The organism is Chitinophaga sp. Ak27 (assembly GCF_012726295.1).
Taxonomy (GTDB): Bacteria; Bacteroidota; Bacteroidia; order Chitinophagales; family Chitinophagaceae; genus Chitinophaga.
The window spans coordinates 1,288,314-1,302,113 of record NZ_JABAOB010000001.1; the positions used below are offsets into that span (position 1 = coordinate 1,288,314).

Sequence of the window (13,800 nt, forward strand, 5' to 3'; positions counted from 1 at the left end):
TGTTAACTACTGTTAAGACCTCTTAGCGCCTGTTTTTGTGATTTCCTGCGGATAATAATCCCACTCATCACAATCTCCGACCTTTCATACCTATACCCCGATACTTTTGTTTGATCTGATAAGAAAAGTCGGGATAAAACATAAACAGGATGAAAAAATGCTATGCAGTACTTGCCGGGCTATTACTATGGCAAGTCCATACCCATGCACAGACGCCGAGAGCTACGAATCCCCAGCAAGGACCTACTCAACAGGGACGCCCCAACATGCCACAGATAGGCCACCTTTATGGCAAACTGGTGGACGCCAAAACAGGAAAGCCCATAGAATATGCTTCTGTTACCTTACTGAAACAAAAAGACTCTGCTCTTGTAACCGGCATGCTCACTAAACCTAATGGAGATTTCAGCCTGGAAAATCTACCCTTCGGGCCCATGATACTACGCGTTAACTTCATGGGTTATACCAGCGTAGTCAAAAAAGTAGTCATCACCGGCCAGACAATAGAACAGGACCTGGGCAACCTTAAAATGCAACCCAATGTAAAAACCCTGCAAAGCGTGGAAGTAACCGGCCAGAAAAGCGCTTTCACTATGGGGATTGATAAAAAAATATTTAATGTAGACAGAAACCTTAGCAGCGTAGGTGGTACAGCTCAAGACGTATTAAAAAGTGTACCGGCAGTAAACGTTGACCTTGATGGTAACGTTACTGTGCGTAACGCTTCTCCCAATATTTTCGTAGATGGTAAACCTTCTACGCTCACCCTCGATCAGATACCGGCAGATGCCATTGAAAGCATTGAACTGGTAACCAATCCCTCTGCTAAATACGACGCAGAAGGAATGTCAGGAATACTAAATATCGTGCTGAAGAAAAACCGTAAAGCAGGATTCAATGGTTCGGTAAATGCAGGCGTAGGCACAGGAAACAAATTCAATGGCGGCGGCAATATCAACATCCGCCAGGGAAAATTCAACGTATTTGCCAACTACAATATCAACTCCAATCACAACTGGGCTGATGGTACTACCAATCGCAGCAACTATCGCAGTGGCGCCGCCAAAGATACCAGCTACCTGCTCCAAAACAGCAACAGCACCACTAAACCCCTGTTCCAGTTTGGTCGCTTCGGACTCGACTATATGCTCGATAACCGGAACACGATCTCTGTTTCACAGAACATCGTAGCAGGTGATTTCAAAAACCAGGAAGACCTCGCCAGTACTTTTTCCGATCGCAATCATACTATCACCAGCAAAAGCAACCGGCTCAACAATAACAACTTCAACTTCCGGAACTATACCACTGCATTGAGTTTCAAGCATACGTATGCTAAACCCAATAAAGAGTGGACGGCCGACATTAACTATAACCGGAGCTCCAATAGCCGCAATGGTGACTACCTCACCCAGGCGCAGGACGCCATGGGCCAGCCACTGGGGCAAGCCATGCTGCAAAATAATACCACCTCCGGCAAAACAACTTTCATGACTTTCCAAACCGATTATACCAATCCAATCGGGAAAAACGGGAAGGTGGAACTGGGCGCCAAAGCCACCGTGCGTGATTATACCAGCATGTATAACGTGTTTGACAAAGATACCATCAGTGGTAATTTTATCCCCAACCCACTGTTGTCCAACAACTACAAATACAACGAAGAAATATACGCCGGCTATGCCAACTTCGCCAATACCATTGGTAACTTCGGCTATCAGGCAGGCTTACGCGTAGAACAATATGTATATGCCGGCGAAAATGAAGGCACCAAATACAAGCCTACCAAAGCTGTACCAGGACTATATCCCAGCTTATTCCTGTCAGAGAAATTAAAACATGAACAGGAGCTGCAGCTCAACTACTCCCGCCGGGTAAACAGGCCTAATTTCTTCCAGTTGATTCCTTATCGCGATTATAGCGATCCGCAGAACCAACGCGAAGGAAATCCTAACCTGAAGCCGGAATACACCAACAGCTTTGAGTTTTCTTATGTTAAAAACTGGGCTAACAGCAATTTCCTCGGAAGCGTATATTTCAGGAATACTAATAACATGATTTCCACCATCAGTACGCCTATTGGTGCAGATACACTGCTCACCCAGTTTATCAATGCCAACAGGAGTAATTCCTATGGCGCAGAACTTACGCTGAAAAACCAGGTAGTAAAAGGATGGGATCTTACCAGCAATGTGAACCTTTATCAAACGGATATGAAGGTAAATGCCAATGGTCAGAACTACAACAACAGTGGCTTTAGCTGGTTTGCCAAAATTAATTCAGAAACCAGGTTACCTGCCAATTTCACGGTACAGGTAAATGCCACCTACCAGGCGCCTACCATTGCATTGCCGGCATCCGGCGGTGGTGGAGGCCGTGGCGGCGGCGGCGGCTTCAACCAGATTCCAACCACCGCACAGGGCACCATCAAAGGCTTCAGTACCGTAGATATAGCAGTGAAGAAAGAATTTCTCAAAAACAAAGCAGCAGCAGTTACACTTAGCCTGTCGGATATCTTCAATACCCGCCAGTACGAGCTAAACCAGGCCACTCCGGAGTTTGCGCAGGATTATATCCGCAAGCGCGAATCCCGTATACTGAAGCTCAACTTCAGCTATCGCTTTGGAAAATTCGATGCTTCGCTCTTTAAAAAGAAAAAGAAAGACCAGGGAAATGGAAACGATATGCAGATGGGCGATCCTATGCAGAGTTTCTAAAAGATATCTAAGAAGGTGAATGCAAACCACAGGCCGGTTAGCCACGCAGTAGCGCGGCTGCCGGCCATGTTTTTTTAGCTACCACTCATCATATTTCGTCGATGTTTAACCATACGGCTATTACTTTTATGGGGTTGTTGTATCAAAGAATTAAAGTTGCTAAATCCACGCATGCGAAATTATCTCTTTCTCATCGTCGTGCTGTTCGTGGCGTCGTATAACGTGAACGCCCAAACGACAGCAGCGGCCCCGTTAAAAGTTACCGGAAAAATAGCAGACATCGCTACCGGCAAACCCGTTGAATACGCATCAGTTGTATTACTCAAACAAGCCGATTCAGCGATGGTTACCGGCGCTTATACGAACCCTGCCGGCAACTTCTCCCTGAATAATATCACCCCGGGCATATATGTATTACGTATCACCTTCATGGGATATGAAAAGCTCGAAAAAGCAGTGAAGGTAACGGAAGGAAAAAATACTTTTGCCGGCACCTTAAGATTGCAACCTGCCGGGAAAGTGCTGAACGCCGTGGAAATAAAAGCCGAAAAACCTGCCTTCTCCATGCAGATAGACCGCCAGGTATTTGATGCCGGTAACATGATTAACGCCGAAGGTGGAACCGGTACCGACATATTGAAAAACATTCCCAGTGTAGACGTAGATATAGATGATAACATTACTCTCCGGGGAAAAAGTGTCACCATCTATGTGGATGGAAAACCTTCTCCCTTTGGCGATGCTAAAACAGCGCTGCAAATGATCCCCGCCGAAAGCATCGACCGGGTGGAAGTGATCAACAACCCCTCCGCTAAGTTCGAAGCCAACGGCAGCGGCGGCATTATCAACATCGTCCTGAAAAAAGATAAGGCAATTGGCTACAATGTAATGATCAACGCCGGCGGCGCCACCAGGGGCGAAGGAAGTGGTAGTCTTAACGCCAGCCTGCGCTTAAAACGGTTTAACTTCTTCGGCAACTACAACGGGCGATATGAACAGGTAAACGGCAGCGGCTACAGCTATCGCCAAAACCTGATCGCCGACAGCAGCCATACAAGCTTCTTCTCCCAATCGAGCCGGAACGAAAATACCAACCGCAATAATGGAGGACGGTTTGGCTTCGATTACTTCCTCGACGACCATAATACCTTTACCATCTCTCAAGGTATTAACCGTAATAATAACCAGAATGAAGACAATATCTTCCTGAACTACATGGATGATAAAAAAGCCACCCTTCGCTACGGAGACCGAAATAATACCAGCCGCAGCAACAGCGGTAACAACAACACCAATCTCAACTATAAACATACTTTCGATAAGCCCAACCAGGAGCTCACCGCCTATGTGAGCTACAGCGGCAATAGCAGCAACAGCAGCAGCAACTATTATACGCAGTATCATGTTGCCGGCATAGATACCTTGCCCAACGCGGATAAACAATACAACACCTCCCGCAACAAAAACAGTTTCTGGAACCTGCAATCCGATTATACCTCTCCCATAGGCGCCAAAGGTAAACTGGAGGCAGGGGTAAAAACCACCATGCGGCATATCGATAACAACTACATCGCCTCCCTGTATGATTGGAGTATACCCGATTACAAGGTGAGCCCCGTGTTATCCAACCAGTATAATTATGAAGAAGACATCTTTGCCGGGTACTTCAACTTTGCTAATGCTATCGGTAACCTCGGCTACCAGGTAGGTGTACGCGCCGAGCAATCGCATCTCAAAGGGTATTCCGTTACCCGGGATACTACTGTGAATAATCGCTTCTTTAACCTGTTTCCCAGCGTATTCCTGAAGTACAATCTGCCTAAAAACCAGAACCAGAGCCTGGTATTCAACTATTCTACCCGTATAGACCGGCCCAACTTTGACCAGTTGTTACCGTACGTCAACAACTCCGATCCACAGAATATCCGTACAGGTAACCCGGAACTGCAGCCAGCTTTATCACATAAATTCGAGGTCAGTTATTCCGAATATTATCCCAAAACCAATAACTATATGAGCATCAGCAGCTACTATGCTCAAACCAACGACAACATAGACCGGATCAGCACACTGGACACCATTTCGGGGGTAACCACCACCAAGCCGATGAACCTGGCTACGCAGCAAAACATCGGGGGCAACGTTTCCTATAGCCTCAATCTTTCCAAATGGTGGAAGGTATGGGCCAACCTCAATTTGGAATATAACAAGCTTACCAGCGTTACCATCAACAACGAAAATTTCAGCTATGGGCTCAATGGCAACACCCAGTTTCGTTTACCCGGCAGGGTTAGCGTGGAGCTGAGCGGCCATTTCCGCTCTCCCCGGATCCAGCCCCAGGGTACTTTTAAAGCCATGAATGGGATGGACTTCGGCGTTCGCAAAGAATTCCTGAAAACCAGGGCACTGGTGGTGGCGCTTAATATTTCAGATATCCTGAACACCCAGCAGTTCAATTCACATTACCAAACCGCTACTTTCATACAGGACTACGACCGCAAAAGAACGACCCGCTTTATCCGCCTGAATGTGCGGTACCGGTTCGGCAAAATGGACCCCAACCTGTTCAAGAAAAAGAAGCCGCAGGACGATGATGATAAGAAAGAAGAAGAGAAAAAAGAAGAGGAGAAACCCAAAGAAGGTACTGGCAGGCTCTAAAGAGCAGAAAGCGTAAGCTTTCCGCTCTTTATTATTTCTTTCCTGCCAGCATAGGCACGAAAGAGAAGTTATCGAACAGTTCCTGTTCGTTTTCCGTATCGTTGATTTTGGTAATGCGCAACATGCGCTGTATTTCATGCCCTCCTACCGGGATGACCATCTTTCCCCCGGGCTTTAACTGCTGCAGTAGTTTTTCAGGGATATGTGGCGCTGCCGCAGTCACCAGTACTTTATCAAAAGGAGCATAGGTAGATAAGCCTTCATAGCCATCTCCGTAGAAAAAACGGAGATTGGGGTACTGGGCTTTAAAAGGAAATGCTTTCACCTGGTCGAACAGCTTGCGTTGCCGCTCAATAGTAAAAACATTGGCCTTCAGCTCCGCCAGCACACAGGCCTGATAGGCGCTGCCGGTACCGATTTCCAGCACTTTTTCATAGGGTTTCACCTCCAGTAGTTGTGTCTGATAAGCCACTGTATACGGCTGGGAAATGGTTTGACCCTCCCCGATCGGGAAAGCCCGGTCATCGTATGCAATGCTCTCAAAAGCCGTATCCAGGAAAAAATGTCTCGGAATGGCGCCTATGGCCGCCAGTACGCTTTCATCGGTAATACCTTTCTGACGGATACTATCCACTAGTTGTTTACGTAAGCCTTTTTGCTTATAAGTATCTTCATACCGCCTCATGGCCGCAAAATTAACCATTACCCACAATTTTCAATGCTTTTTTGAAATCTGTAATTTCCCACATTCATTTTTTTATTTTTACTTTACACTTCGTTTTAGCATTTACGGCTCAAAAAAAATACTATGGATATAAGTATTCAAAACAAAGTATCACAATGGCTCAACGGTAACTTCGATACCGAAACCGTGGCCACCATTAAGAAGATGCAGGAAGGTACCCCCGACGAACTCACTGATGCCTTTTACCGTAACCTCGAATTTGGTACCGGCGGACTTCGTGGTATCATGGGCGTAGGTACCAACCGGATGAATAAATATACCATTGGAATGGCTACCCAGGGCTTCTCCAACTACCTTAAAAAAACCTTTACCGGCGATATTAAAGTAGCCATTGCCCACGACAGTCGCAATAATGCCCGCTTTTTTGCTGAAACGGTGGCAAATGTATTCGCCGCAAACGGTATTAAGGTATTTCTCTTCGAAAGCCTGCGTCCAACGCCGGAGCTATCTTTCACCATCCGCCATCTCCACTGCCATGCCGGCGTGGTACTGACCGCCTCCCATAACCCTAAGGAATATAACGGATATAAAGCCTACTGGAATGATGGCGCCCAACTGGTACCTCCCCACGATGGTAATGTGATCCGCGAAGTGGAGAATATCGCATCCCCCGATGACGTGAAATGGACCGGTGGCGAAGCTAATATTACCCTGATTGGGGCTGAAATAGACAAAGCTTACCAGCAGGAGCTTATCAGCCTGTCCATCAACCCGGACATTAATAAACAACAGCACGACCTTAAAATAGTATATACGCCTATTCATGGTACAGGTATTACCCAGGTACCCGCCGTATTGGCTGGTTATGGCTTTACCAATGTAACCATCGTAGACGAACAGGCCACACCCGACGGCAACTTCCCAACGGTCGTATTCCCTAACCCGGAAGAATCCGAAGCAATGAACCTGGGGCTGAAAAAAGCCAAAGCACTCGATGCCGATATCCTCCTGGGTACCGACCCCGATGCCGATCGTGTAGGCATTGCCGTAAAAGACCTGAAAGGCGAGTGGATACTGCTCAACGGTAACCAAACCGGCGTACTGTTGTTCAACTATATCGTGGAAGGCCGCAAAAACAAAGGATTGGCCAAACCCAACGACTTCATTGCCAAAACCGTGGTAACCTCTGACCTGATTGACGTATTTGCAGCAAAAAACAATATTAACTGCTATAATGTACTGACCGGCTTCAAATGGATTGCTGACCTGATCCGCCGGAAAGAGCCACAGGAAAACTTTATCTGCGGAGGAGAAGAATCTTATGGTTACATGATAGGCAACAATATCCGTGACAAAGACGCAATTTCTTCCGTAGCCATGATCTGTGAAATGGCGGCCTATGCACGCAGCAAGGGTAAATCGCTGTTTGAAGAACTGATCGACATCTACGTTCGCTATGGCTACTATAAAGAATCACTGATCTCCATCACCAAGAAAGGCATGAGAGGCGCCGAAGAAATTGCAGAAATGATGCGGGGATACCGCGAAAATCCACCAGTAACCATCAACGGGTCTCCGGTAGTAACGCTCTACGATTACCAACTGCAACAGATCCGCGATATTAAAACCGGGGAAACAAAAGCACTCGACCTCCCCAAATCCAACGTACTACAGTTTTTACTGGCCGATGGCAGCAAAATATCTGCCCGCCCATCCGGTACGGAACCTAAAATTAAATTTTACTTCAGTGTAAATGCACCGCTGGCCAACGCAGCTGATTATGATAAAGTAACTGCTGAACTGGATCAGAAAATAAATGGTATTATCCAGGATCTGAAACTGAAATAATACCCACTCCTCCCCTAAAGAGGAAGCCACCGGGAATGTTGAAAGGACGCATCAAACAAACACCCTTTCTGCATTCCCGGGTTTATTGTTGATATACCCGCATGAAAAAAAACCTATTGATGCTGATCCTGCTGCTACATTTCCTGTGTGGCGAAGCACAAAAAAAAGTGTCTTTCTTTTCTATTCCCGATACCACCACCCCTTCACATGTATGGATACTTACCGGCACTACTGCAGCGCTGTATGGCGCCAGCCTCGCCGCCCTGAATACCGCCTGGTATAAAGGCTATCCGAGGTCCAGCTTCCATTTTTTCAACGATATGGGCGAATGGAACCAGATGGATAAAGCCGGGCATATCTTCAGCGCTTATTTTATTGGTAAATACAGTCGTGAAATGTGGCGATGGTCGGGACTTCCGAGGAAAAAGCAAATCTGGATCGGGGGTTTAACCGGCTTTGCATTTCAGTCGGTCGTGGAAGTACTGGATGGCTTTTCATCAGAGTGGGGATTTTCATGGGGCGATATGGGCGCCAATGCCATCGGTTCCGGCATATTGGTCAGCCAGGAATTATTTTGGAATGAACAACGCATTCAACTGAAGTTTTCCTCACACCCCGACTTATACAATGATCCTACATTACGGGCCAAGGCCGGCCAGCTGTTTGGCGAAAGCTTCTGGGAAAGAACCCTGAAAAACTATAACGGACAAACCTATTGGCTGTCTGTCAACGTTTACTCCTTCTATAAGGAAAGTAACTTTCCAAAATGGCTGAATATAGCGGTAGGATATGGCGCGGATAACATGCTGGGCGGCAGGGATAATACCTGGACAGATCAGCATGGCGTGGACCAGGACTATAGCCACCTGAAACGGATAAGACAGTTCTATCTTTCTCCGGATGTGGACTTTACTAAAATTTATACCCGTAAAAAAGGCGTAAAGGTATTGTTCCAGGTACTGAACATGATAAAAATTCCCGCACCCACCCTGGAGTTGAACTCATCAGGCCAGGTGAAATTACACGCTTTGTACTTTTAGGCGGCGTTATTCAAAATAAGCAGATACAATTTCTTCTCCGTTCATTTCCACCAATACCATATCCTGTAGTGTAGTAGCGAGTGAATAGCCTACGAAGTCGACGGATAATGGAAAGGACTTATGTTTACGGTCAACCAGCACGGCGGTCTGGATTTTTTTAGGCAGGTATTTCAGAAAAGGTTTCAGGGCATACAGCATAGTCCGGCCAGAATTAGCAACATCATCCACCACCACAATTACCTTATCACTGAAGTCGAGATCTTCCGATACTACCACTTCTCCCGGACGTTGCTTATCGAGGCGTAACTCGATAATATGGGGTTTCAGGGGAGAAATCTGCTCCAGTATAGCGGCTATCTTGTGTGCTACAATCACACCCCGGTCCCAGATACCAGCCAGAATGATTTCACCGCCATCGCTGTTGAGTTCATAAATTTCGTAAGCGATGCGTTCAATTTTCTTTTGAATGATATCCTGTGTTAGAATGATGTTCCTGCTTTCCATATCGGCAAAAATAAGCAATTAGCCATTAGGCTGCTGTTATCTCTCAAAAAATCAATACTACTAAATATAGCAGTCGAATGGCCGGCACCTAAAAAAGACATAAATTAGGGAGTCAAATCTGAGATAATGCGAATTGTACAAGAATTATTATTTGTCATCCTGTTTGGAACAGCAGTATACCTTTTCTCCAGAAAGGCCGGCCAGATAAGGAAAAACATCTTACTGGGACGGGACAAAGACCTGAACGATCACCCCAACCTGCGTTGGAAAAATTTGCTCCTGCTGGCATTTGGCCAGAAGAAGATGTTCCGCAATCCACTGGTAGCTGTACTCCACTTTTTTGTGTATGCCGGTTTCCTGATTATTAATATTGAAATACTGGAAATTATCCTGGATGGTATTCTTGGGCAACATCGTTTATTCGTTCCCGTACTGGGAGGGTTGTATCCCGTTTTAATCGGCTTATTTGAAATACTGGCCGTACTGGTTATTACCGGCTGCGCCATATTCCTGGTACGCAGAAATATTTTAAAGCTAAAACGCTTTATTAGCAAAGATCTCGACGGGTGGCCACGTTCCGATGCTAACTATATCCTGATCACTGAAATAGTGCTGATGCTGCTCTTCCTGACCATGAATGCGGCAGACCAGGCATTACAAGCCAGGGGCGCCGCGCATTATATTCCTACCGGCAACTTCTGGGTTTCCGGTATGTTTACGCCCATATTTGCGGGTATGTCTGACGGCACCCTCGAAGTAATAGAGCGGAGCTGCTGGTGGCTCCACATTGCCGGGGTACTGGCTTTCCTGAACTATCTCCCTTACTCCAAGCACCTGCATATTATCCTGGCATTCCCCAATGCCTACTATGCCAGCCTAGAACCCAAAGGGGAAATGGAAAATATGCCCGCCGTACAACATGAAGTACAGCTGATGCTGCAACCGGAACTGGCCGCCAATGCGCCGGCTTCGGACACTATGCCTAAATTCGGCGCCAAAGATGTGACCGACCTTACCTGGAAAAACTTACTGGATGCCTATAGCTGTACGGAGTGCGGACGCTGTACTGCCGCTTGCCCGGCCAATATCACCGGTAAGCTGTTGTCGCCCCGTAAAATTATGATGGATACCCGCGACCGCCTGGAAGAAGTAGGCCGCAACATCAAAGCCAACAACGGCACGTTTACAGACGACAACAAAACACTGCTGCGCGATTATATCACCGAAGAAGAGCTGCGTGCCTGCACCACCTGCAATGCCTGTGTACAGGAATGCCCGGTAAGTATCAATCCGCTGGATATTATCCTGCAACTACGCCGTCACCTGGTGATGGAGGAATCCAGTGCCCCGGCAGAATGGACCGGCATGTTCAGCAATATTGAAAATAATATGGCTCCCTGGAAATTCAGTATGGACGACCGGGATAAGTGGGCTACAGAATAACTCATTAAAAAAAGATACGAATGCATATTAAAACAATGGCAGAATATGCCGCGAACGGAGAAACCCCTGAAGTCCTTTTCTGGGTGGGTTGTGCAGGCAGTTTTGATCAGCGTGCCCAAAAGATAACAAAAGCATTTGCCACGATACTGGATAAAGTAGGAATTTCCTTTGCCATACTGGGTAAGGAAGAAAGTTGTACTGGAGATCCGGCAAGAAGAGCCGGCAATGAGTTCATCTTCCAAATGATGGCGCAGAATAACATACAGCTGTTAAATATGTATGGCGTAAAAAAAATTGTTACTGCCTGTCCACATTGCTTTAATACACTGAAAAATGAATATCCCGCGCTGGGCGGCAACTACGAAGTCATACATCATACCAGCTTCCTGCAGTCACTCATCGATGAAGGCCGGGTTAAAATGCAGGAGGGCGGCTCCTTTAAAGGAAAAAAGATCACCTATCATGATTCCTGTTATCTCGGACGCGCCAATAACATATATGAAGCGCCCCGTAAAGTATTGGAAACGCTGGATGCCGAACTGATAGAAATGAAACGTTGCCGGAGTAAAGGACTTTGCTGCGGCGCCGGCGGCGCACAGATGTTCAAAGAAGAAGAAAAAGGCACCACCCGGATCAACTTCGAACGCGGAGAGGAAGCCGTAGCTACCGGCGCCTCCGTGATTGCAGCCAATTGCCCCTTCTGTATGACCATGCTGACCGATGGCGTAAAAGAAGCCGGTAAGGAAGAAAGCGTAAAAGTGCTCGACATTGCAGAATTAATTGAGCAAAGCATGAAATAAATTCATTTGCGTAAATTTGCGGTATGAATACGAACAACATCTTCCCTGCAGACTTCTCTCCGGCCTCCAGGGTGTGGATATACCAAAGCAACAGACCGTTCAACGAGCAGGAGATACTTGAGATAAATGAACAGCTGCACCAGTTTACCGCCCAATGGAACGCTCACGGCGCACCGGTAAAAGGCTGGGGACAGGTGGTGTTGAACCAGGTGATCATTCTTATTGCAGATGAATCCCGGACTACCGTAAGTGGTTGCAGTACAGATAGTTCCGTTAGAATCATTAAAAGCATAGAAAAGCAGTACGGGGTAAATATGTTTGACCGCCTGCTGCTGGGCTTTATCGTAAAAGATAAAGTACAACTCCTGCCGATGGCCCAGGTGCCCTATGCACTTGAAAAAGGTTATATCGATGAAAATACACTCTATCTGAATAATACCGTACTCACCAGGCAAGAGCTGGATACACAGTGGCTGGTACCGCTGAAAGACAGCTGGGTAGGGAAAAAACTGGCAGCGAAAGCGTAGTCAAGTATAAAATATTGAAACGCTCTGTAACCGGTGGTTACAGAGCGTTTTATTTTACATGCTGCCATTCTGTCATTTTGTTGTTTTTATTACTTATTTTTGCCTTCCAAAATTTTTGTCAGGATGCTTGATCTGGAAACTAAAGTGCATGATGAAAGTCGCCAGGGAGAAGCCTATGCTCCCGCAGTGACTGGCACCCAAACATATACTAAAAAATTCTACATTGAGAGCTATGGCTGTGCAATGAATTTCAACGATAGTGAAATTGTTGCCTCTATACTTGGACAAGAGGGTTATGGCCCAACCCGCAACGCAGAAGAAGCAAGTCTCATTCTCCTTAATACCTGTTCCATCCGTGAAAAGGCGGAGCAAACCGTTCGCAAACGACTTACAGAATTCAAAAAGCTGAAACGGGAAACACCCGGCATGCTGGTAGGCGTTTTAGGCTGTATGGCCGAACGCATCAAAGGAAAACTCCTGGAAGAAGAGAAACTGGTAGACCTGGTAGTAGGCCCCGATGCCTACCGCAGCCTCCCTGCCCTGATTGCAGAAGCAGAAACCGGGCAAAAATCAGTGAATGTATTATTGAGCCGCGAAGAAACTTATGGCGATATCAGCCCGGTAAGACTGGATAATAACGGGGTCACCTCCTTTGTGTCCATTATGAGAGGTTGTAACAATATGTGTACTTTTTGTGTAGTACCATTTACCCGTGGCCGGGAACGCAGCCGCGACGCTTATTCCATTGTACGGGAAGCCCGTGAACTGTTCGATAATGGCTACCGGGAAGTCACGCTCCTCGGACAAAACGTTGACTCTTACTACTGGACCAGCACCGACGGCAGCGAAACCATCACCTTCGCCATGTTGCTCGAAAAAGTAGCGCAGATAGATCCCCTGCTCCGCGTACGCTTCAGCACCTCCCATCCGAAAGATATTACCGACGAAGTACTCTTTATCATGCAACGGTATGAGAATATCTGCAACTATATTCACCTGCCGGTACAAAGCGGCAGCTCCCGTATCTTGCAGCTCATGAACCGTACCTATACCAGGGAATGGTACATGAAAAAAGTAGACCGTATCAAGGAACTGCTTCCTGACTGTGGCCTGTCGACCGACATTATCTGTGGCTTTTGCACAGAAACGGAAGAAGATCATCAGGATACCCTCAGTCTCATGAAATACGCGCAGTACGACCTGGCCTATATGTATTTCTATTCCGAACGTCCGGGCACCCTGGCGGAACGCCGCTATGACGATGATATCCCGGAAGAAGTAAAGAAAAGAAGGCTGGCCGAAGTAGTGGAATTACACCGCAAACATTCACAGGCAGGGATGGAAAGAGAAATAGGAAAAACCTTCAAAGTATTGGTAGAAGGAACGTCCAAACGCTCTGACGAACAGCTTTTTGGCCGCAACGACCAGAACAAAGTCATTGTTTTCCCTAAAGAAAACTTCAAAAAAGGTGACTATGTGATGGTAAAAGTAGAAAGCTGTACCTCTGGTACCCTCCTAGGAAAAGCCATACAATAGTTGCCGGCAGATAACAATGCCGCTATAAATTTAACCATCAAA

At 46.6% G+C, this 13,800-nt stretch carries 10 protein-coding genes; 8 read left to right on the plus strand and 2 right to left on the minus strand.

The window, feature by feature from the left end:
• Positions 1-149 precede the first annotated feature (149 nt).
• Together HGH90_RS05025 and HGH90_RS05030 are read left to right on the plus strand one after the other, a co-directional pair.
• A complete protein-coding gene (locus HGH90_RS05025) occupies positions 150-2,717 on the plus strand; it encodes an outer membrane beta-barrel family protein (RefSeq protein WP_168763933.1) in 2,568 nt (855 codons plus the stop codon).
• 171 nt (positions 2,718-2,888) lie between these two features.
• Positions 2,889-5,375 (plus strand): outer membrane beta-barrel family protein, encoded by a 2,487-nt coding sequence (locus tag HGH90_RS05030; protein ID WP_168763934.1) that lies wholly within the window; start codon positions 2,889-2,891, stop codon positions 5,373-5,375.
• A 31-nt stretch (positions 5,376-5,406) separates the two neighbouring features.
• Here HGH90_RS05030 and HGH90_RS05035 read toward each other — a convergent pair whose 3' ends face one another.
• On the minus strand, positions 5,407-6,060 hold the full coding sequence (locus HGH90_RS05035; protein ID WP_168763935.1) for a protein-L-isoaspartate(D-aspartate) O-methyltransferase: 654 nt from the start codon (positions 6,058-6,060) through the stop codon (positions 5,407-5,409).
• 123 nt (positions 6,061-6,183) lie between these two features.
• Between HGH90_RS05035 and HGH90_RS05040 the strand changes: the two genes are divergently transcribed.
• Both HGH90_RS05040 and HGH90_RS05045 read left to right on the plus strand, forming a co-directional pair.
• Positions 6,184-7,908: a phospho-sugar mutase gene (locus HGH90_RS05040; protein WP_168763936.1), complete on the plus strand. Its 1,725-nt coding sequence runs from the start codon at positions 6,184-6,186 to the stop codon at positions 7,906-7,908.
• 101 nt (positions 7,909-8,009) lie between these two features.
• Positions 8,010-8,948, plus strand: a complete 939-nt coding sequence (locus HGH90_RS05045) for a DUF2279 domain-containing protein (RefSeq protein WP_169190521.1) — start codon at positions 8,010-8,012, stop codon at positions 8,946-8,948.
• Between the two features lie 6 nt (positions 8,949-8,954).
• On the opposite strand, the gene HGH90_RS05050 is transcribed toward HGH90_RS05045, so the two are convergent.
• Entirely contained in the window at positions 8,955-9,452 is a 498-nt protein-coding gene (locus HGH90_RS05050; protein ID WP_168763938.1) for a phosphoribosyltransferase family protein, read from the minus strand.
• Between the two features lie 126 nt (positions 9,453-9,578).
• On the opposite strand from HGH90_RS05050, the gene HGH90_RS05055 reads away from it, so the two are divergent.
• The 4 genes from HGH90_RS05055 to miaB all read left to right on the plus strand — a co-directional run bounded on the left by HGH90_RS05055 (position 9,579) and on the right by miaB (position 13,758).
• Positions 9,579-10,895 (plus strand): (Fe-S)-binding protein, encoded by a 1,317-nt coding sequence (locus tag HGH90_RS05055; protein WP_169190522.1) that lies wholly within the window; start codon positions 9,579-9,581, stop codon positions 10,893-10,895.
• Positions 10,896-10,915: 20 nt separating this feature from the next.
• Positions 10,916-11,695 (plus strand): (Fe-S)-binding protein, encoded by a 780-nt coding sequence (locus HGH90_RS05060; RefSeq protein ID WP_168763940.1) that lies wholly within the window; start codon positions 10,916-10,918, stop codon positions 11,693-11,695.
• 23 nt (positions 11,696-11,718) lie between these two features.
• Positions 11,719-12,222: a hypothetical protein gene (locus HGH90_RS05065; protein WP_168763941.1), complete on the plus strand. Its 504-nt coding sequence runs from the start codon at positions 11,719-11,721 to the stop codon at positions 12,220-12,222.
• Between the two features lie 123 nt (positions 12,223-12,345).
• On the plus strand, positions 12,346-13,758 hold the full coding sequence (gene miaB / locus HGH90_RS05070; RefSeq protein WP_168763942.1) for a tRNA (N6-isopentenyl adenosine(37)-C2)-methylthiotransferase MiaB: 1,413 nt from the start codon (positions 12,346-12,348) through the stop codon (positions 13,756-13,758).
• The last annotated feature ends 42 nt before the right edge of the window (positions 13,759-13,800 follow it).

Bases quoted from the DNA above. Each gene is read 5' to 3' on its own strand.
- HGH90_RS05030 (WP_168763934.1), top strand. From the start codon at position 2,889: ATGCGAAATTATCTCTTTCTCATCGTCGTGCTGTTCGTGGCGTCGTAT.
- HGH90_RS05040 (WP_168763936.1), top strand. From the start codon at position 6,184: ATGGATATAAGTATTCAAAACAAAGTATCACAATGGCTCAACGGTAAC.
- HGH90_RS05045 (WP_169190521.1), top strand. From the start codon at position 8,010: ATGAAAAAAAACCTATTGATGCTGATCCTGCTGCTACATTTCCTGTGT.
- HGH90_RS05025 (WP_168763933.1), top strand. From the start codon at position 150: ATGAAAAAATGCTATGCAGTACTTGCCGGGCTATTACTATGGCAAGTC.
- miaB (WP_168763942.1), top strand. From the start codon at position 12,346: ATGCTTGATCTGGAAACTAAAGTGCATGATGAAAGTCGCCAGGGAGAA.
- HGH90_RS05060 (WP_168763940.1), top strand. From the start codon at position 10,916: ATGCATATTAAAACAATGGCAGAATATGCCGCGAACGGAGAAACCCCT.
- HGH90_RS05050 (WP_168763938.1), bottom strand. From the start codon at position 9,452: ATGGAAAGCAGGAACATCATTCTAACACAGGATATCATTCAAAAGAAA.
- HGH90_RS05055 (WP_169190522.1), top strand. From the start codon at position 9,579: ATGCGAATTGTACAAGAATTATTATTTGTCATCCTGTTTGGAACAGCA.
- HGH90_RS05035 (WP_168763935.1), bottom strand. From the start codon at position 6,060: ATGAGGCGGTATGAAGATACTTATAAGCAAAAAGGCTTACGTAAACAA.
- HGH90_RS05065 (WP_168763941.1), top strand. From the start codon at position 11,719: ATGAATACGAACAACATCTTCCCTGCAGACTTCTCTCCGGCCTCCAGG.